17 protein-coding genes are annotated in these 20060 nt (G+C 70.9%); 12 read left to right on the forward strand and 5 right to left on the reverse strand.

Annotated elements, in window-relative coordinates:
* Positions 1–157 precede the first annotated feature (157 nt).
* Complete coding sequence (locus tag L3Q67_RS14330) at positions 158–2755, forward strand: sensor histidine kinase (protein WP_499189962.1); 2598 nt, start codon at positions 158–160, stop codon at positions 2753–2755.
* Positions 2752–3429: a copper homeostasis protein CutC gene (locus tag L3Q67_RS14335; protein ID WP_499189963.1), complete on the forward strand. Its 678-nt coding sequence runs from the start codon at positions 2752–2754 to the stop codon at positions 3427–3429. Before L3Q67_RS14330 ends, L3Q67_RS14335 begins: the two co-directional genes overlap by 4 nt.
* On the opposite strand, the gene L3Q67_RS14340 is transcribed toward L3Q67_RS14335, so the two are convergent.
* From L3Q67_RS14340 to L3Q67_RS14355, 4 genes are read right to left on the reverse strand one after another with little or no spacing between them, the layout of a single operon-like run.
* A complete protein-coding gene (locus L3Q67_RS14340) occupies positions 3415–4593 on the reverse strand; it encodes an MFS transporter (RefSeq protein WP_499189964.1) in 1179 nt (392 codons plus the stop codon). The two genes, L3Q67_RS14335 and L3Q67_RS14340, sit on opposite strands and share 15 nt — an antisense overlap.
* A 35-nt stretch (positions 4594–4628) precedes the next feature.
* The gene (locus L3Q67_RS14345) at positions 4629–5456 is read right to left on the reverse strand and encodes an amino acid ABC transporter permease (RefSeq protein ID WP_499189965.1); all 828 of its coding nucleotides are present in this window, start codon (positions 5454–5456) and stop codon (positions 4629–4631) included.
* Positions 5453–6097, reverse strand: a complete 645-nt coding sequence (locus L3Q67_RS14350; RefSeq protein ID WP_499189966.1) for an amino acid ABC transporter permease — start codon at positions 6095–6097, stop codon at positions 5453–5455. Before L3Q67_RS14350 ends, L3Q67_RS14345 begins: the two co-directional genes overlap by 4 nt.
* 56 nt (positions 6098–6153) lie before the next feature.
* Positions 6154–7083 (reverse strand): glutamate ABC transporter substrate-binding protein, encoded by a 930-nt coding sequence (locus tag L3Q67_RS14355; protein ID WP_499189967.1) that lies wholly within the window; start codon positions 7081–7083, stop codon positions 6154–6156.
* Between the two features lie 747 nt (positions 7084–7830).
* Between L3Q67_RS14355 and L3Q67_RS14360 the strand changes: the two genes are divergently transcribed.
* The 6 genes from L3Q67_RS14360 to L3Q67_RS14385 all read left to right on the forward strand — a co-directional run bounded on the left by L3Q67_RS14360 (position 7831) and on the right by L3Q67_RS14385 (position 13908).
* Positions 7831–10848, forward strand: a complete 3018-nt coding sequence (locus L3Q67_RS14360; RefSeq protein ID WP_499189968.1) for a sensor histidine kinase — start codon at positions 7831–7833, stop codon at positions 10846–10848.
* 2 nt (positions 10849–10850) lie between these two features.
* Complete coding sequence (locus L3Q67_RS14365; protein ID WP_499189969.1) at positions 10851–11330, forward strand: roadblock/LC7 domain-containing protein; 480 nt, start codon at positions 10851–10853, stop codon at positions 11328–11330.
* A gap of 30 nt (positions 11331–11360) precedes the next feature.
* Positions 11361–12152 (forward strand): DUF742 domain-containing protein, encoded by a 792-nt coding sequence (locus tag L3Q67_RS14370; protein ID WP_209662834.1) that lies wholly within the window; start codon positions 11361–11363, stop codon positions 12150–12152.
* Complete coding sequence (locus L3Q67_RS14375) at positions 12133–12741, forward strand: GTP-binding protein (RefSeq protein ID WP_209662833.1); 609 nt, start codon at positions 12133–12135, stop codon at positions 12739–12741. The genes L3Q67_RS14370 and L3Q67_RS14375 overlap by 20 nt, the downstream gene beginning before the upstream one ends.
* A gap of 109 nt (positions 12742–12850) precedes the next feature.
* Positions 12851–13267, forward strand: a complete 417-nt coding sequence (locus L3Q67_RS14380; protein WP_499189970.1) for a roadblock/LC7 domain-containing protein — start codon at positions 12851–12853, stop codon at positions 13265–13267.
* A gap of 2 nt (positions 13268–13269) precedes the next feature.
* Positions 13270–13908: a helix-turn-helix domain-containing protein gene (locus tag L3Q67_RS14385; RefSeq protein ID WP_499189971.1), complete on the forward strand. Its 639-nt coding sequence runs from the start codon at positions 13270–13272 to the stop codon at positions 13906–13908.
* Positions 13909–14064: 156 nt separating this feature from the next.
* On the opposite strand, the gene L3Q67_RS14390 is transcribed toward L3Q67_RS14385, so the two are convergent.
* Complete coding sequence (locus L3Q67_RS14390) at positions 14065–16308, reverse strand: helicase-associated domain-containing protein (RefSeq protein ID WP_499189972.1); 2244 nt, start codon at positions 16306–16308, stop codon at positions 14065–14067.
* Positions 16309–16379: 71 nt separating this feature from the next.
* On the opposite strand from L3Q67_RS14390, the gene L3Q67_RS14395 reads away from it, so the two are divergent.
* From L3Q67_RS14395 to L3Q67_RS14410, 4 genes are all read left to right on the forward strand, one after another.
* A complete protein-coding gene (locus L3Q67_RS14395; RefSeq protein ID WP_499189973.1) occupies positions 16380–16577 on the forward strand; it encodes a hypothetical protein in 198 nt (65 codons plus the stop codon).
* 98 nt (positions 16578–16675) lie between these two features.
* A complete protein-coding gene (locus tag L3Q67_RS14400; protein WP_499189974.1) occupies positions 16676–18070 on the forward strand; it encodes an NAD-dependent malic enzyme in 1395 nt (464 codons plus the stop codon).
* Positions 18067–18558, forward strand: coding sequence for a cyclic pyranopterin monophosphate synthase MoaC (moaC, locus tag L3Q67_RS14405; RefSeq protein WP_499189975.1), 492 nt, complete (start codon positions 18067–18069; stop codon positions 18556–18558). Before L3Q67_RS14400 ends, moaC begins: the two co-directional genes overlap by 4 nt.
* The gene (locus L3Q67_RS14410) at positions 18555–19472 is read left to right on the forward strand and encodes a molybdenum cofactor biosynthesis protein MoaE (RefSeq protein ID WP_499189976.1); all 918 of its coding nucleotides are present in this window, start codon (positions 18555–18557) and stop codon (positions 19470–19472) included. The genes moaC and L3Q67_RS14410 overlap by 4 nt, the downstream gene beginning before the upstream one ends.
* Positions 19473–20060: the final 588 nt, after the last annotated feature.

The raw sequence follows: 20060 nt of genomic DNA on the forward strand, positions 1-20060 counted from the left end.
CATCTGTTTGGAGCTTAAAGGCTTCTGCCCATACCATCGCCGCAAGGGCGGTGCTGGCGGACAGCTACCATCGGACTACTCGAGTCGTGCACTACTCTCCAGTAGGTTACCGGCGGCTGGCCCGCGTTCGAACGAGCTGGGTGGAAAAGGAAGCCAGGTGAACCGTCGCGGAAACGAGCCCCGAAAGGGTTATGCGACGGATTCCACATCTGCGCAGAGTTTGACCGGGGACCCCGGCGGCCGGTGGCGGCTGCGCAACTGGCGGCTGCGCACGAAGTTGTTCGCCGTGCTGCTGATCCCGACCATCGCGGTGATCACGCTGGTCGGCCTGCGGGTGCGGCTGGATCTCGGCGAAGCGGGCAGGCTGGCCGAAGCGGCCACCCGGGTGAAGGTCGACACGGCACTCGCCGAACTGACCCACCGCCTCCAGCGTGAGCGCGACCTCACCGTCCGCTTTGTCGCCACTGAGCGGAAAACCGGCCTCGACGAGTTGCGCGGGCAGCGCGACAAGGTCAACGAATCGCTCGGGGCGTTCGAACGTGTGCTGAGCGATACCGAATCCGGGTTGGCCCCCGAGGTCGCCGCCGATTTCGGGCGACTGCGCGATCAGCTGGCCGGGCTGACCGGCCTCCGATATGCCGGGGAGTTCTCCCAATTCCCCCCGGATTCGGTGCTGCGCTCCTACAGCGACCTGATCACCGCCACGCTCACGGTCGGTGATCAATCCGCGGCCGAGATCACCGATCCGGGGCTTTCCCGCCTGCGACTGGCGGTGAACGCGCTGGCCAAGGTGAAGGACACGATGTCGGTCAAGCGCGCGGTGCTCGCCGAAGCGCTGGCGCAGGGTTCGCTCAGCGTGGACCGCACGCGGGCGCTGCTCGGCGCGGAAGCCGAATTCGAGGCGGCGCGGGAGGATTTCCGCCAGTTCGCCACACCGGAGCAACGCCGGATGTACGACGACACCGTGCTCGGCATGGTCGTCGACAACGGCAACAACATGGTCGAGTCGGTGCTGCGCCGGTCCGAGACCGACCAGCCGCTGACCGGCCTGGATCCCATTCAGTGGGACATCGCGTCGACCTACACCATCAACCTCGTGCGCCAGGTCGAGGACGCGCTGCAGCAGTCCAGCCAGACCCGCACCGACGCGCTCGCCACCGACGCCAGGGCCTCGGCCATCCGCGACTCGGCCATCGTGCTCGGCGTCGTGTTGTTCGGCGGGGTGCTCGCGGTGATCGTCACGCGCTCGCTGCTGAGGTCGCTGCGGATCCTGCGGCGCAGCGCGCTGGAGGTCGCCGAGCACCGCCTGCCCGCGGCCGTCGAAGGCATCCTCACCGACCCGGAACCCCCGTACCCCGGCTCGCCGTCGGCGCCGCGGATCGCGCCGGTCCCGGTGTTCAGCAAGGAGGAACTGGGCCAGGTGGCCAGGGCCTTCGACGCGGTGCACGGCGAGGCCGTGCGGCTGGCGGGGGAGCAGGCGCAACTGCGCGAGAACGTCAACTCGATGTTCGTCAACCTGTCGCGGCGCAGCCAGGAACTGGTCGAGCGGCAGCTGTCCGTGCTGGACCGGATGGAGGCCGACGAGCAGGACCCGGACATCCTCGGCGGCCTCTTCGAACTGGACCACCTCGCCACCCGGATGCGCCGCAACAGCGAGAACCTGCTGGTGCTCTCGGGCACCGATCCGGCGCGCGAGGTGGCCGGGCCGGTCAGCGCGGACGAGATCATCGGTGCCGCGCTGTCCGAGGTCGAGCACTACCAGCGGATCGAACTGCCCGCGGCGCCGGAGCTGACCGTGCGCGCGGAGGCGGTCAGCGACCTGGTCCACGTGATCTCCGAACTGCTGGAGAACGCCACCGCCTACTCGCCGCCCGCCACCACGGTGTCCGTGGTGAGCCTGGTGCTCGACGACGGCGGCTGGCGGATCGACATCGTGGACCGGGGCAGCGGCATGGCCGAGGCGGAGGTACGCCGGACGAACGCGCGCCTGGCCGACCCGCCGAAGGTGGACGTCGAGGTGTCCCGCCGGATGGGGCTCTACGTGGTGGCGCGGTTGTCCAACCGGCACAACATCGACGTGCGCCTGGCGAACCGGCGCACCGGCGGCATGACCGCGACCGTGGTGGTGCCGCCGGAGCTGGTCAGCGTGTCGTCCCCGGTCTCACTGCTGCCGCCCGAGCCGGTCGCGGTGCTGCCGTCGTTCAGCGAGCCGCCCGCCGAGATCGTGGTGGCCCGGCCGGAACCCGAGCCGCGGTACGAACCAGAACCAGAGCCGGAACCAGAACCAGAGCCGGAACCAGAACCAGAGCCGGAGCCCGTACCGGAGCCCGAGCCCCGGTTCGAGCCGACCTGGCCCGACGAGGCCTACGACGAGCCCTACGAGCCGGACTGGCCCGCCTACGACCCCGAGCCGCCGGAGCCGCGACGGCCGATCGACCCGCCCGCCAGGGCGCCGGTGCACGAGTTCGAACCGCCGGAATGGCCCACGGAGGACGACGTCGAAGTCGAGGACGAGGCCGGTATCGACGGCCCGACCGAGCGCATGCCCGCCTACGTCGAGGTGCTCACGCGCTGGTTCCGCGACGAGGAGGCCCGTGGGGACGAACCGGCCGCCCGGCACCGCCGCACCAACGCGGAGCAGGCGGTGCTCACCCTGAGCCCCGACGCCGTGCGCGGCCGGATGTCCAGTCTGCAGAACGGGGTCGAGCGCGGTCGTTACGTGCGCGACCGGCAACGGGAGAGAGGACTCGAGTGAGCCGCGACCGGGGGTTGCTGGAAGTGATCGCGCTCGACGCGCGGGACGCCGAACAGGCCCAGCTCGGTGGCGCCGACCGCGTCGAACTGGTCACCGACATGGCGCTCGACGGGCTCACCCCGTCCGACGCGGTGGTGCGCGAGGTGCTCGCCGCGACCGACCTGCCGGTGCGGGTGATGCTGCGCGAGTCCGGTTCCTTCCTGGCGGCCAAGCTGGACGCCCTGCGGGCCCGCACGAACGAGCTGCTGGCCTTGGGCGCCGAGGAGTTCGTGCTCGGCTTCCTCACCGAGGAGGGCAGGGTCGACGAACTGGCCACCCGCGCGCTGGCGCGGGAACTGCGGGGTGCGAGCTGGACCTTCCACCGCGCGGTCGACCACGCGCGTGACGTGCGCGGTGCCTACGCCAGGGCCGCGCGCCTCGGCTGCGACACCATCCTCACCGCCGGGCACGCCGACGGGGTCACCGAAGGCATCCGCACGCTCGAACAGCTGGCTTCGCACGAAGAACCGCCGATGCTGATGGTCGGCGGCGGCCTGCGCGCGGACCACGTGGCGCGGCTGCGCGAAGCCGGGGTGCGGGCGTTCCACGTCGGGTCCGGGGTGCGGCCGCTCGGCTGGGTGGAGCCGGTCGACGCCGACGCCGTGCGCCGGTGGTCGGAACTAGTCCACGGCTGACTCGCGCTGCAAGATCAGGAGCCCGGCCGAGGTGAGCACGGTGAGCGCGCCGCCGAACAGCAGCACGCCGGTGGTGCCCAGCGAGTCGACCCACAGCCCGCCGAACAACGCGCCGAGCGAGATGGACACCTGGAACGCGGTGACGAACAGGGCACCGGCGATCTCCCGGCGGTCCGGCACCGCGCTGCCCAGCCAGATCTGCAGGCTCACCGGCACCGCGCCATAAGCCGTACCCCAGACCAGCAGCAGCGCGATCAACCCGGGGAGCGTCTGGCCCACGAGCGGGAAGAGCAGCAGTGAGCCGCCGAGTCCGGCGGCCGCGACGATCAGCGTGCGGCGTGGTCGCCGGTAGGCGGCGGTGCCGCCGAGGAAGTTGCCCGCGAACCCCGCGCCGCCGTAGGCCAGCAGCAGCGCGGTGATCAGCGCGGGCGGGGTGCCGCCGGACTCGCGCAGGATCGGCGTGATGAAGGTGTACGCGCTGAAGTGCCCGATCACCAGGAGGAACACCGCGACGAAGCTGATCCGGATCTCCGGGTGGCGGAACAGGGAGAGCAGGTCGCCGAGCTTCGTCGTGCGTGCGGCGGGCAGGGCGGGCAGCAGGAACGCCTGCACGATCAGCACGCCGAGCGCGACCACGCCGAGCACCGCGAAGGCCGCGCGCCAGCCGGCGAGGTCGCCCAGGAGCTTGCCCGCGGGCACGCCCGCGACGGTCGCCGTGGACACCCCGGCGAAGATCGTCGCGGTGGCCCGGCCGACCACCGCTTCCGGCACCAGTCGCACGGCGATCCCGCCCGCGATCGCCCAGAACCCGCCGACGCTCAGCCCGACCAGGACGCGCGCGATCAACAGCACGGTGAAGTCGGTCGCGATCGCGCTGACCAGGTTCGCGGCCACCAGCAACGCGCTCAGCCCGGTGAGGATGAGCCTGCGGTCGAACCGGCTCGCGGCCACGGTCAGCGCGGGCGCGGCGAAGGCGGCGACGAACCCGGGCACGGTCAGCGTCAGCCCGACCGTGCCCTCCGAGACGCCGAGCGCCACGGCGATCTGCGGCACCAGCCCGACCGGGAGCAGTTGGGAGGTGACGATGGCGAAGGTCCCGACCGTCACCGAGAACACGGCGAGCCAGTACCTCAGCGGAGTCCGGGTTTCCTGCTGCACGCCCACGAGCGCAGGGTAAGCACCCGTTCTAAAGCGGTGGTTCAGACGATCCCGGGGTCGGCGGGCGCGGCCACGTGACCGACCCGGCGCTCCCGGCGTTCCAGCCACCGCCCGAGCCTCGACAGGGTGAAGTTGACGACGAAGTAGATCAGCGCGACGACCAGGTAGGTCTGGACCAGGTACCGGTTGTACGAGGCCAGCTGCTTGCCGATGGTGATCACCTCGGCGAAGCTCAGCACGTACCCGAGCGAGGTGTCCTTCACCGTGCCGACGGTCTGGCTGATCAGCGACGGCAGCACGTGCCGCAGCGCCTGCGGCAGGATGACGTGCCACATCGCCTGCCGCGGCCGCAACCCGAGCGCGGCCGCCGCCTCGCCCTGACCGGCGTCCAGCGAGAGGATGCCCGCGCGGAACACCCCGGCCAGCTGCGCCGACCGGTTCAGCGTCAGCGGCACCACCAGCTTCCACAGCGTCGGCAGGTCCAGCCCGTACCGCGGCAGCGCGAACAGCATCATGAACACCATGAGCAGCGCGGGCACCACCCGGAACACCTCGATGTAGGTGCGCGCGGGCAGCCGGATCCAGCGGTGCTGCGACAACCTGCCCAGCGCGAGCAGCAGGCCCAGCGGCATCGCCAGCACCAGCACCAGCCCGGCGGCGAGCAGCGTGCCGCCGAGGCCGTTGAGCAGGTACTTCCACATCGGCCAGGTGCCGTAGGGCTGCCACTTCGCCGGATCGAGCTGGCCGTTCACACCGAACTGGTACAGCGCGAAGGCCAGCGCGCCCAGGCCCAGCAGGAACGCGAGCGCGGTGGCGATCCGGATCCGGCGCCTGCCCTGGGGCCCCGGCTCGTCGAAGAGCACGTTCACCGGTGGATCACCAGCTTCTTCTCCAACCGCGAGGTGACCAGCGAGATGAGCAGCGCGAGCAGGCCGTAGACCACCCCGGCGCCGATGTAGACCGGCAGCGGATCGGAGGTGATCACGTTGACCGCGTTGGCCGCGGCGGTCAGCTCGAACAGGCCGGTGCCCGCGGTGAGCGCGGTGTTCATCAGCAGCCCGATGGTGATGTTGCACAGCGGCTGGAGCACCGAGCGCAGCGCCTGCGGCAGCACCACGCTCGTCTGCGTGCGGAGGAACCCGAGCCCGAGCGCCCTGGCGGCCTCGGCCTGGCCCTTCGGCACGGAGTTGATGCCCGAGCGCAGCGCTTCGGCGTAGTAGGCCGCCGAATACAGGGAGAGCGCGAGCACCGCGCAGAGGAACAGGTCGAAGTTGAGGGCGATCTCGGGCAGCGCGAAGATGATCAGGATCAGCCAGAGCAGCAGCGGGATGTTCTGGAAGACCTCCACGTACGCGATGGCGAAGGCACGCAGCGGCTTGACCGGCGACACCCGGCACGAGACCACCACCAGCGCGACGAGCATGGCGCCGGTGAAGGACAGCACGGTGAGTTCGATCGTGGTGAGCACACCGCGGCCGAAGTCGGGGAGGTGGTCGAGGAAGACGTTCATCCTGGTGGGGCCTGCCTGCGGCGGGCGGGAGCGCGCGGCCCCCGCCCGCCGGCGGATCAGGAGCCGGCGACCGAGCCGATGGCGGGCGGCGCCGGGGTCTCACCCGGGATGACCGTGCCGAGGGACTCCTCGTACGCCTGCTGCCACAGCCCGGCGTCCTGGATCTTCTTCAGCCAGTCGTTGACGAACTTCTTGAACGAGTCGTCCCCGTGCTTGATGCCGATGCCGTACGGGTCGTTGCCGAAGGTGCCGGTGGCCAGCTGGATCTTGTCGTTCAGCTTGGTCTCCCCGGCGATCACCGGGAGGTCCTTCACCCAGGCGTCACCGCGGCCCTGTTCCAGCGCCTGCACGCACTCCGGGTCGGTGTTGAACGAGATCTGCTGCGCCTGCGGGGCCAGCTCCTTGACCACCCCGGCACCGGTGCTGCCGGTGGCGACCAGCACCTTCTTGCCGTTGAGGTCCTCGGGCCCGGCGATGTCCGGCTTGCCCTTGAGCGTCGCCACGGCCTGGCCGGAGATGAAGTACGGCCCGGCGAAGGACACCTTCTCCGCGCGCTTGGCGGTGATCGAGTAGTTCTGGATGACCGCGTCCACCGTGCTGTTCTGGATCAGCGCTTCCCGGATCTGCGGGGTGGTGGTGATGATCTTGCGCTTGGGCTCGCCGAGGATGTACTTGGCGAGCAGCTTGCCGAGCGTGGCGTCGAAGCCCTCGGCCTCACCGGTGGTCGGGTTCTGCTGGGACATCAGCGGGGTCTCCAGCGAAGCACCGATGAACAGCTCGCCCCGCTGCTTGATTGCCAGCGCGGTGGGGCTGGCCGCCAGCTCCGCCTCGGTGGCGACCGGCGCGCGGTCGAGCATGCTCTGGGCGGCGCTGTTCGTGCCCGGGACCGCGTCGGTGCCGCCGGAGCAGGCGCCCGCCGCCGCTCCCAGCGTGACTACCGCGCACACGAGCGCGATCCTCCTGCGCGTCGAAGACGCCTTGGCCATGGTCGACTTGTTCCTTCCTCGACTAACCACCGTGCGCCGGTCCGAGCGGTGTCACTCCGGAGTGCTACTTCGGGTAGCACGTGACGTTCCGGGCTCACCCAGTGGTGCGAAGCGAACACACGGCGCTTGGGCCGAAGAATGGTTCAGTCCTCTGGGGTGCGTCAAGCAGGGGTGATCCGCGTCGCGACCCGCCGGGAACTGGGGAAAACACTGTTTCCACAGGTCCGGGCCTGCCTCTCACATCGTGGGAACAGGCCCCGGTCGCCAAAATTTCACCCCCGGATAACCAGGTCAGCGGGAAGATCACCGTGGTGCCGGGAAGTGAATTTCGGTCGCTTGACAGTTGCCCCGTTCGCGGGAGTGACGCAGGTCGCCCTGCTTCCGTTTCGCGCTTGTTGTCGATACCCTCTAGCCCCAATCGGGTGATCGATGTCATGCGCCCGGCTCGGGGTGGCCTCGGCGTGCCGGCGACCCAGCCGGACGGATCGGGCTGCCCGACCTCCCGGCGCGTGGGAACCTGGTTGCCACCGGACGGATGCAACGAAAACGGGAAGGAACTCCTCGGTGCCCCAGCTCACGAGCGGGGAGCACGGTCGCAAGGCGGTGTCCTCGGCGCACCCTCGTGTCGCAGAAGGTAATGACGCGGCAACTCAGGACGGCCCGAACGGAGTAACCACGTCACGGGCCGGCGCCTCCTTCACCCCGCCACCTGGGGGTCAGCGGACCCGTGGGCTGAAGAACTGGCGCGTGAGCAACAAGCTCATCGTGGTGTTCCTGCTACCCACCATCGCCGCCCTCTTCCTCGGTGGCCTGCGGGTCTACAACGGCTTCGAGGACATCGGCGTCTACGACCGCGCCGAGCAGCGCATCGAGCTGAGCCAGAAGGTCGCCGGCACGGTCGACGAACTGCAGTCCGAGCGCGAGACCATGTCGGCGTGGATCGTCTCCGGGCGCCCGGCCGGCCGCGGTGAACTGGACGACCAGATCGCCAGGACCGACCTCGCCTCCGCCACGCTGCGGGAGGCGCCGGAGGTCGAGGGCATCGACGACCCGGTCACCACCGCGTTGTTCGGCCAGGCCACCGCCCGCCTCGACGGCCTCGGCCAGCTGCGGGTCTCGGCGAACGACACCTCCTTCGCCGCGCTGGCCGCGCTGGAGTCCTACGCCGGCGTCATCGACGCGCTGCTGGCCGTCTCCGACGAGTTCGGCGCCGACGTCACCGACAAGGGCCTGCAGGACCGGCACGACGCGCTGGCCGCGCTGTCGCACGCCAAGGAGTACTCGGCCCAGCAGAACGCCTTCCTGCGCAACGCGGCGATCCGCGGCAGCTTCGAGCCCGCGGAGCTCTCCAGCATCAACACCGCCGAGGCGAACCTGGTCTCCCAGATCGACGCCTTCAGCAACGTGGCGACCCCGCAGGCCCGCCAGGACTACTCGAACACGATCACCGGTGAGCTGGTCTCCCGGCGCTTCCAGTACCAGCAGCTGGCGCTGCTGCGGGCCGAGGCGAAGATCAACGTGGCGATCGACCCCGGCGCGGTGGCGCAGTCCTCGGCGGCCACGCTGAACCTGATCAGCCAGGTGGAGAACCGCCTGCTCGACGAGGCCGGGTCCTACACCAGCGGGCTGGCGGGCACCGAGCAGCGCACGACGATCCTGGTCTCGGCGGGCATCCTGGCCGGGCTGCTGATCGCGCTGACGCTGATGTTCGTGGTCGCCCGCTCGATGCTGCTGCCCCTGCGCAGCCTGCGGACCAACGCGCTCGAAGTGGCCGAACGGCACCTGCCCGAAGCGGTGCGGAAGATCATGTCGGAGTCGGACCCGAAGGCCGCCGCCGAGCGCGCCATCGACCCGGTGCCGGTGCACACCACCGAGGAGATCGGCCAGGTGGCCCGTGCCTTCGACGTGGTCAACGCCCAGGCCGTGCGCCTCGCCGCCGAGCAGGCGATGCTGCGGGAGAACGTCAACGGCATCTTCGTCAACCTGTCCCGGCGGTCGCAGCGGCTGGTGGAGCGCCAGCTCGGCGTGATCGACCGGCTCGAGGCCGACGAGCAGGACCCGGACCACCTCGCCAGCCTGTTCGAGCTGGACCACCTCGCCACCCGCCTGCGCCGCAACGGTGAAAGCCTGCTGGTGCTCTCCGGCGCCGGGCTCGCCAAGTCGGTGCCGCGGCCGGTGCCCGCCGCCGACGTGATCGGCGCCGCGGTGTCCGAGATCGAGCAGTACTCGCGCGTCGAGGTCGGCGTCATCCCGGACGTCGCGGTGCAGGGCCTGACCATCCACGACCTCGTGCACGTGCTGGCCGAGCTGCTGGACAACGCCGCCTACTTCTCCGAGCCGGAGACCAAGGTGACCGTGCGCGCGGTGATGACCCGCCGCCGTGCGCTGGCCATCCAGGTCACCGACAAGGGCGTCGGCATGTCCGACGACCAGATCACCGAGGCGAACCGCCGCCTGGCCGACCCGCCCGACCTGGACGTCTCGGTGACCAGGCGGATGGGCCTGTACGTGGTCGCGCGGCTGGCCCAGCGCCACGGCATCGAGGTGCAGCTGCGCGAGAACGAGGACATCGACGGCGGCATCATCGCCAGGGTGGTCGTCCCGCCGCAGCTGCTGACCACCATGCCGGTCACCGAGCGCCCGCGGTCCGAGTCCTCGATGCCGAACATGGCCCCGCTCGGCAGGCAGCAGCCGCAAAGCGCGCTGGGTGCGGACTCACTGACCTCGCCGATGACGCTGACCCCGCTGACCCCGGCCGCGCCGCCCGAGCAACCGGCCGAGATCAGCCGCCCGCAGACCCCGGTGCCCGCGGCGCCGTCGTCCGGGCACACCGGAGGCGGATCCGGCGGCCTGGTCGCGCTCGACCAGCCGATCAGCCTCGACGACCTGGTGCACGGCTCGTCCAGCGCGGCGGGCCCGTTCCTCAGCGACGCACCGGAGCCGCCGCAGGTCGCTCCGCTGGCCGCCTCCCAGCTGCCGAAGCGGCCGGTGGACGACCTCGGCTTCCCGGTCGACGAGTTCGACGAGAACGCGCACCCGACGGTGACCAGCAGCCCGGCGTCCAACGGCGCCGGCCGGGTCGAGCGCGCCGACTCCAACGGGCACGGTCCCGAACAGCCCTTCCCGCTGGCCCTGCCCACCCGTGAACCGACCTTCGTGCCGCCCATGGGCCGTCCCGAGGCGGACGACTCGGCCGAGGGCGCGCGCAGTGCGCTCGAGGACGACGTCCCGACTCGCCGGTTGCCGATCTACCAGTCCGTGCTCTCCCGGTGGTTCAGTGAAGCCGAGGAGACCGAACCGGAAAAGCCCGGCTGGCCCGTGGACTCGCCAGAGGAGACCGCGGCCGCGCCGGAGGGGCGAGAGGGAGCGGGTGTGAGCGATGGTGGATGGCAGAGCGCCTCGGACGAGGGGTGGCAGGCCGCGCAGTCGCTGCTGGAGGACAAGAGCGAGGAGGTCACCGAGGCCGGCCTGCCCAAACGGGTGCCCAATGCCTACCTGGTCCCCGGATCGGTGACCGGGGAGTCGACGGACCAGAGTGCGTTCACCGATAATTCCTCCGCGCAGGCGGAAGCCGCTCCGGCTCTGACGACCCGATCCGCTTCGGTCGCGCGCAGCCGGATGGTCAGCTTCCAGCGGGGTTACCAGAGCGGCAGGCATGCCGTCCAGGACAATCCGGAGGCCGGCCACACGGAGCCGGACACGTACGCGGACGTCGCAGAGGGCGGCGCGGCGGAACGACCTACTGAACCAAGCGCGAAGGAGTGAGAGTGACACGGGCGGGGTCAGTGCAGCCGGGCGGGCAGCCGCAGCCTGGTAAGGCGGTGCCGCAGCCGGGTACCGGTCAGCAGGGCAGTTTCGCTTGGCTCATCACCGATTTCGTGCACCGGGTACCCGGTGCCGCGCATGCGGTCGTGGTCTCGGCGGACGGCTTGCTGCTGGCGGCCTCACGAGGGCTGCCGAAGGACCGGGCGGATCAGCTCGCGGCCGTGGCGTCCGGGCTGACCAGCCTGGCGCGCGGGGCGGCGAAGGTTTTCGACGGTGGAGCCGTCGCGCAGACGGTCGTCGAGATGGCCAACGGGTTCATGTTCCTCATGTCGGTTTCGGACGGCTCGTGCCTGGCGGTGCTGGGCGCACCGGACAGCGACATCGGGCTGGTCGTCTACGAGATGACCCTGCTGGTCGAACGGGTCGGCCAGCAGATGACCCCGGAACTGCGCGCTCAGCTGCAGGGCGCTGTCCGCCGCTAGGGCGGGCCGCGGGACACAGAGGAGATAACCGTGGACTCGGGGCGCTCGAGAGGCGAACGTCGTTTCGACGACGACTTCTCCAGTGCGCGTTGGCCGAATGAGTCGGACAACTCGAACATTTCGGACAGCCGTGGGGGCGAGGTCGCAGGAGAGGACTGGAAGAGCTTCCGCGATCGGATAGATCGCGAATGGCGGTCCAGGAGAGGCGGGGAGGACCTGCCGCCGGAGCCGGCGGCACCCGATCCGGCCTCCTGGCTCGATCCGGGGGAACCACCCGCCACGCGCGGGCCCGCCGATTTCAACGTCGACGACTTCCGCGACCGCCTGCTCAGCGGGCCGGTCTCGGAGCTCTACGGCGTCGGCGGCGGTTCGCTGCGGGACGCGGCAGGCGGGTTCACCGCCTTCGGCGGCCCCGACGAGCCGGAACCGGAGCAGTTCATCCCGTCCGCGCGCCCGAGCACGCCACCGGAAGAGCCGGTGGAGACCTCCGGACTGGTCCGGCCGTACTTCCGGACCGGCGGGCGGACCAAACCCACCTACGACCTGGCCATCGAGGCCTTGATCTCGACCAGTGAACGGGGCAGGCTGATCGATTCGGTCCGGGTGCCCGAGCACCGGTCGATCTGCGACCTGTGCCTGGACACCCGGTCGGTCGCCGAGATCGCCGCGCACCTGCGGCTGCCCCTCGGTGTGGTGCGGGTGCTGATTGGTGACGTCGCCGGACTCGGCCTGGTTCTCGTGCACAGCGGGAACACGGTCGTCGGGGACCGGCCGAGTATCGAGTTCATGGAAAGGGTGCTCAGTGGGCTTCGGAGAATTTAGCTCCGACGCGAACACGTCGGCGGCCGCGGGTCCGACCTCGTCGGCGAAGATCGTGGTGGCGGGCGGGTTCGGGTCGGGAAAGACCACGCTGGTGGGTGCGGTCTCCGAGATCGACCCACTGACCACCGAGGCCTCGATGACCGAGGCCAGTTCCGGCGTCGACGACGTGTCGGCGACGCCGAACAAGACGACCACCACGGTGGCCATGGACTTCGGCCGGATCACCCTGGACTCGGACATCGTGCTGTACGTGTTCGGCACGCCGGGCCAGCACCGGTTCTGGTTCATGTGGGACGACCTGGCCCTCGGTGCGATCGGCGCGGTGGTGCTGGTGGACACCCGGCGGCTGTCCGACGCGTTCCCGTCGATCGACTTCTTCGAGAACCGGAAACTGCCGTACGTGGTCGCGATCAACTGCTTCGACCGCCTGCTGCACCACCAGATCGAGGACGTCCGGCACGCGCTGACCATCTCCCCGTCGGTGCCGATCATGGCCTGTGACGCGCGCGAGCGCGACTCGGCCAAGCAGGTGCTGATCTCGGTGGTCCAGCACGCCATCCAGCACGACACCGCGTTGCGGGCGGGCTGAAGTTCCTCCTTTTCACCGCGGGGCGGGGTCGAACCCTGCCCCCGACGCGAATACGCTGGTCGCGGGAAGCGTCGCGCCGGGTAGTCGCCGGAGCAAGGGAGGGACAGTGATGGCTACCACCTCGTCCGGTGGGTTCAGCTGGCTCGTCACCGACTTCGTGCGCAGGGTGCCGGGTGCTGCCCATGCCGTGGTGCTGTCCGCGGACGGACTGTTGCTGGCCAGTTCGGACGGGTTGCCGGTGGCGCGGGCGGAGCAGTTGTCGGCGGTGTCGTCCGGGCTGGTCAGCCTGACCCAGGGCGCGGCCAGGTGTTTCGAGGCGGGAGTGGTGAACCAGACGGTGGTGGAGATGGAGCGGGGCTACCTGTTCCTGATGTCCATTTCGGACGGTTCGAGCCTGGCCGTGCTGGCCGCGCCGACCAGTGACATCGGCACCGTGGCCTACGAGATGACCCTGCTGGTGGACCGGGTCGGCCAGCAGCTGACACCGGAGCTGCGTGCGCAACTGCAAGGCGGGGTACGCGGCTGAACATGGGCACCCCTGGGAACTTCGGGCTGGATCCGCAGCCGGTGAGCGCCGACTGGGACGCGCTGCACGCCGGCAGCGAACGCGAGGCGCTGGACTCGCCGAGCCGGTTCGACATCGCCAAATACACCACGGGCCGGTTCTCCCTCCCGGTTTCACCGCCGCCTTCACCGCCGCCGCCCGAACCCGAGGCCCCCTCGTGGCCTTCGCACGAACCCGACCCGGAACCCGCGCCGATGCGTGCCATGGCCCCGGTCCGCCCGGCCGCCCGGCCACCCGCCCCGGTCTGGCCCGCGGGCCGCGCTTCGCGCTCGCTGGTCCGCCCGTACGCCCGGACCGGTGGCCGTACGCACTCCGCGCACGACCTGGCGCTGGAAGCACTGATCTCCACCACGGACCTGGGGCGCGCGCAGAACGCCGCGCTGCCGACGGAGTACCGGCTGATCTGCGAGCTCTGCTACGACACGCATTCGATCGCGGAGATCGCCGCCTACCTGCGCCTGCCACTGGGCGTGGTGAAGGTCTTCGTCGGCGACCTGGCGGACGCGGGCCTGGTACTGATCCACCAGTCGAGCCTCATCCAGGGCGACCCCTCCGCACGGGAGTTCATGGAACGCGTCCTCCAAGGCCTACGAGAACTCTGACCAATGCTATGAGTGGGGCATTACTAGCGTTCAATGCAAGTAATGCCCCACTCATAGCATTCGCGCGGCGAACCCCACACTCGTGCAGCCGAGTTCCACGTTCAGGAAGCTGAAACCCACACTCGTGCAGGCGAGTTCTACGTTCGTGACCCGTCGTCAGTCTTCGACGAGGGCGGCCGAAGTGATGCGGTGCAAGGGGTACCGCTCGTTGTCCGTGCTCTCCAGCATGCCGCCACCGACCCGGACCGGGGTGACCACCCGCTGTGCCGCCGTGCCGTGGGCGTCGACGAAGCCGATCCACACCTGACGCCGTTCACGCGTGGCCTGGGCGAGCAGCGCGAGCGTCATCGACGTGTCGGCACCGCCGCCACCGGGTGCGTGCACGGCCGTGCCGCGCCGGGTGCCCGCCGCGCGGTCGCCCGCCCGCAGGTTCGTCACGATCGACGCGATCTGGTCGCCGCCCGGTCCCGTCGGCTCGGCGAGCACGCGCCGCGCGTTCCGCCCCCTGGCCGGGATCCGGCGTCCCCGGTCGCGGTTGAGGTCGACCACGCGCCCGTCCGGGCCTTCGGCGGCCGGGGCGAACCCCGCCGCGCGCAGGCCGTCGAGCACCTCGGCCAGCGGGTAGGTGCTGATCAGCACGGTCGGCGCGATCTTGCGCAGGTCCAGTTGCTCGGCCGCCGGGTTGCCGAGCACCTCGGCGAGCAGCACCTCGTCGTCGCAGCGCAGGAACGAGGCGGCCACCCCGCCACGCAGGCGGCCGTGCCGCCGCGCCACGTCGTCGATCATGTACGTCAGCGACTGCGGCACCGGCGTCGCCGAGCGCTCGCGGAACAACGCGTGCAGTTCCGCCGCGGTCCGGCCGGTGTCCAGCGCGCGCCGGACCGAGGTCTCGGTGACGCGGTAGACGGTGGCGTGCCCGGCGGATTCGATGTCGGCCACCGCGGTGATCTCCGCGGCCAGATCGGCTTCGAGCGGACCGGGGGCGACCACCGTGAGATCCGCCTGCACCAGCACGTGGCTCACCGGATCCGGGAGCGCGTCGGCCATCGCGAGTGTCGCATGAGGACGATCGTCCTCGAGCAGCGCGCCGGCGGCCGTGGTGAGCGCGCCGAGCGCGACCAGGCCGAGGGCGGTCGCCTCGGACATCGTCCAGCGCACGTTCTCGTCCCGGAACCGCCCACCCCGCCGCGGTGCCCGCCAGGCCAGCGCGGCGACCAGCTCCTCGACGCTCTTCACGCCGGTGCCCGCGGGCAGGTCGGCGAGCGTGGCCAGCACGCGGCGGCGGCCGGCGGGCGCGAGCGGGCGGCGCAGGTCCTCCGACAGCGGGGCCAGCGGCTTGTCCTTCGCGTCGCGCTGCCCGGCGAGACCGGGGGAGCGCGGCAGGTCCAGCCACGCCTGCGCCAGCATCGCCCAGCGGGCCGCCGGTTCGGAGGCGAGCCAGCTGTCGGCGAGCACGGTCGGCACCCATTCCGGGGTGCCGCTCTGGTCGTCACCGGCCAGCCCGGCGCCGACGGCGACCTCCGCGACCAGCGTCGCGCGCTGGTCGTCGGCGTCGAGTTCCTTGCCCAGCTTCCGCAGTTCGCGCACGCCGAGCCCGCCCGACTTGAGCGCCGGCGGCGGCTGTTCCGACCACAGCGCGATCAGCCGTTCGGTGTGCCGGATGAACTCCATCGCCTCCCCGGCCGCCGCTTCGTCCACTGTGGACTTCTGGTGCGGGTGGGTCGGCAGCTCCGGCTCGGTCAGCTGCGCGGCGCTGAACGCGTGCCCGCCACGCAGCAGGACGCCGAGTTCGCGGGGGAGTTCGACGGTGGTGTCGCCGCGGCGCAGCAGCAGCCCGCGGGCGAGCAGCTTCTGCACCGGGGTGGTCGCCTCGTCGAGCGGCACCAGCGCGCCGGCGTCGCGGGTGTTGCCGATCGGCGGCCCGGCGGCGAGCTTCTGCAGCAGCGCGCGTTCGGCCTCGGTCACCTCGTCGACCGCGGCCGCGAGGTCCACACCGGCCAGTGCCCTGGACGGCGTGCCGAGCCCGGCGGGGAACGGGCCGAGCGCCTCCCTGGCCGTCGGCGGCACGCGGATCGCGTCGTCCTCACCCCAGGCGAGCGCGCGGTCGCGCAGGCGGTCCAATCCGGACTTCGACGGCAGCCCGAGCAGACCGTCCACTTCGGCGCGGGTGACCGCGGCGGTGTCGGCGCCGGCCAGCAGCAGCGCGTCGAGCACGGCCAGGGTGAAGGTGTCCAGGTCCTCGCAGGCACGGGCGATCGAGCCGGGCGTGCCCGCGCGGGTGGCCAGCACCGTGCTGTTGGACGGCGGCGGGGTCGCCAGGTCGCGCCGGGTCTGCAACAGCGCGGCGAGCGTTCCGTCCGGTCTGGAGCGCAGCCAGTCCGCCAATGAGGTTCCGGGCATCCGTCACAGAATATCGCCTGTTCGGACCCGCGCCGGGGCCACCTGGCACACTGGACCCGCGAGTTCGAACCATGGAGGACGACGTGGCGAAGGCCAAGACCGGTAAAGAGAGCGGCATCGACCCCACCTGGCCGCACGTGGCCGACGGGGAACACCCGGTGTCGGAGCTGGCCGCGGACCGCCAGGGCGCGCTGTCCCCGTTCGGCGACGTCACCTTCCCGCTGGACTCGGTGCCCTACGTGCACCCGGAGACCGAGATCAACAAGTAGCGGTTACCGGCCGGTAAACCGGCAGATCGCCAGTGTCGGCGATCACCGGACTAGGGTTTGTGCACCACTGTTCCAGCACAGATCGCGGGGGTTCTCCCATGCCGGTTCCCGGTCCCGGATATTCGATCACCGTCCGAGTCGAGGCGCCGTCTTCGGCGAGCGCGGCGGGGGACCTGACCAGCGCGGTCGGCCGCGTCGGCGGCGTGCTCACCGCGTTCGACGTGGTCGAGTCACACCCCACCTCGATCGTGGTGGACATCAGCGCGAACGTGCTGTCGGCCAACCACGCCCAGGACATCACCGAGGCGCTCGACGCGATGCCCGGCGTCCGGGTGCGCAAGTTCTCCGACCGCACCTTCCTGATCCACCTCGGCGGCAAGATCGAGGTCACGCCCAAGGTCGCGCTCCGCAACCGTGACGACCTCTCCCGCGCCTACACCCCGGGCGTGGCCCGCGTCTGCCAGGCGATCGCGGCCAACCCCGAGGACGCGCGGCGGCTGACCATCAAGCGCAACACCGTCGCCGTGGTCACCGACGGCTCCGCCGTGCTGGGCCTTGGCAACATCGGCCCGGCCGCGGCGCTGCCGGTGATGGAGGGCAAGGCGGCGTTGTTCAAGAAGTTCGCCGACGTGGACGCCTGGCCGGTCTGCCTGGACACCCAGGACACCGAGGAGATCATCAGCATCGTCAAGGCGCTGGCCCCGGTCTACGCGGGCATCAACCTGGAGGACATCGCCGCGCCGCGCTGCTTCGAGATCGAGGCGCGGCTGCGCGAACTGCTCGACATCCCGGTCTTCCACGACGACCAGCACGGCACCGCGATCGTGGTGGTCGCCGCGCTGCGCAACGCGCTGCGGGTGGTCGGCAAGCGCATCGAGGACTGCAAGATCGTGGTCAGCGGGGTCGGCGCGGCGGGCTCGGCGATCATCCGCCTGCTGCTGCGCAAGAACCCGGGCGACATCGTGGCCGCCGACATCGACGGCATCGTGCATTCGGCGCGCGGCAACCTCGACGAGAACCTGACCCAGATCGCCGCGGCCACGAACAAGGAGGAGATGTCCGGCACCCTGCACGACGCGCTGGTCGGCGCGGACGTGTTCATCGGGGTCTCGGCGCCGAACCTGTTCGGTGCCGAGCAGGTCGCCACCATGAAGGACGACGCGGTGGTGTTCGCGCTGGCCAACCCGGACCCGGAGATCGACCCGCTGGAGGCGCAGCGGCACGCCGCGGTGGTCGCCACCGGCCGCAGCGACTACCCGAACCAGATCAACAACGTGCTCGCCTTCCCCGGCGTCTTCCGCGGCCTGCTCGACGCGCACGCCCGGCACATCGACGACGAGATGCTGCTGGCCGCGGCCGACGCGATCGCCGACGTGGTGGACGGCGAGCGGCTCAACGCCTCGTTCATCGTGCCCAGCGTGTTCGACTCGGCGGTGGCGCCCGCGGTCGCCGAAGCGGTGAAGAACGCCGCGCGGGTAGTCTCCGGCGGGTGAGCGAACTTACGCACGTCGACCCGGCGGGCGCGGCTCGCATGGTCGACGTCTCCGGCAAGGACCCGACGGTCCGGATCGCGCGGGCGAGCGGCGTGGTCCGCACCACCGCGGAGGTGGTCGGGCTGCTGTCGTCGAACGGCCTGCCCAAGGGTGACGCGCTGGCGACCGCCCGGATCGCCGGGATCATGGGCGCCAAGCGCACGCCCGACCTCATCCCGCTGTGCCACCAGCTGGCGCTGTCCGGGGTGGAGGTCGAGTTCACCCTCGGCGAGGCGGAGGTCCGGATCCTGGCCACCGTGCGGACCAAGGACCGCACCGGCGTGGAGATGGAGGCGCTCACCGCGGTGGCGGTGGCGGGGCTGACCGTGCACGACATGATCAAGGCGGTGGACCCGGCCGCGTCGCTGGACGAGGTGCGGCTCGACCGCAAGGAGGGCGGGAAGACCGGCCTCTGGGAGCGTCCTGGTTCGGCGGGAGGTGGCCGGTGAAGCGTGCGGCGAGGGTGATCGTGGCGTCGAACCGGGCGGCCACCGGGGTGTACCCGGATCGGACCGGCCCGGTGATCGCGGACTGGTTGACCCAGCGTGACTACGAGGTGCCGGACCCGATCGTGGTCGAGGACGGCGAGCCGGTGGCCTGCGCGCTGCGGGCGTGCCTGGCCGAGGACGTGCACGTGGTGATCACCACGGGCGGGACCGGCATCTCGCCGACCGACCGCACCCCGGAGGCGACCGCGCCGCTGCTGGACTACCAGCTGCCGGGCGTGGCCGACGCGGTGCGGGCGGCCGGGCTGCCCGAGGTGCCGACAGCGGTGCTCTCACGGGGTCTCGCGGGGGTCGCGGGGCGGACGCTGGTGGTGAACCTGCCGGGGTCGCGGGGTGGGGTGAAGGACGGACTCGGCGTGCTGGAGGGCGTGCTGGACCACGCTGTGGAGCAGTTGCACGGGGGTGATCATGTGGCGGGTCCGGCGACCGCCGGGGCGCGGATCGCGCTGGCGGCGGTGACGGATGCGCCGATCTCGGCGTCGGAACACGCCGCCCTGGTCGGGGACGACGCGGCTGGGGCCGTGGTGACGTTCTCGGGGGTGGTCCGGGACCACGACGGCGGGAAGGGCGTGACGGGCCTGGTGTACGAAGGCCACCCGAGTGCCGGCGATGTGCTGGCGCGGGTGGTCTCGGAACTGGCCGCCCGCTTCGACGGGGTGCGGGCGGTGGCCGTGAGCCACCGGATCGGCACGCTGGCCATCGGGGACGTCGCCCTAGCCTGCGCCGTCGCCGCCGACCACCGGCGGGAAGCCTTCCTCGCCTGCTCCGACCTCGTCGACGAAGTCAAGGCGCGCCTCCCGGTCTGGAAACACCAAACCTTCACCGACGGCACCGACGAATGGGTCAACTCCCCCTAACCCAGACACGCGAGTCCCACGTTCAGGCAGCCGAGTTCCACACTCCAGCGCCCGAGTCCTGCGTTCAGGCGCCCGAACCCCACACTCGCGAGCCTGAACTCCACACTCTGGTACCTGAGTGTCACGTTCGAGCGCTCGAGTCCAGCACTCACGCGGGCTGAGTGTTGCGCTCCGGCAGCCGAACTCCACGTTCAGGAGGCCGAACTCCACACTCGGGCGGCGCCTGACCCTCGCGTTCGCCGAGACTCCCAGGCCTCGAGTGTGGAACTGGCCTGCCTGAGTGGAGTTCGGCTGCCTGAGCGCAGGACTCGGCTGCCCGAGTGTGGGACTCGGCTGCCTGAGCGTGGGACTCGGCTGCGCGAACGTGGATCTCGGCTGCCTGAGTGTGGAAGTTCGGGTGTCCGAACGTGGGACTCGCCCGCGCGAGTATCGACCTTGCCTGCCCGGAGATGGGCTCGCGGGCCCGAATGTGGAGTTCGGGTGCCTGAGTGTGGGACTCGGGTGCGCGAACGTGGATTTCGGGTGGCTGAACGTGGGGGAATGGGTTCGGGGGGTTATTGGGGGGTTGCGGTGAGTGGTGATAGAGAG

It is taken from the genome of Saccharothrix sp. AJ9571, assembly GCF_021725495.1.
Taxonomy (GTDB): Bacteria; Actinomycetota; Actinomycetes; order Mycobacteriales; family Pseudonocardiaceae; genus Amycolatopsis; species Amycolatopsis magusensis.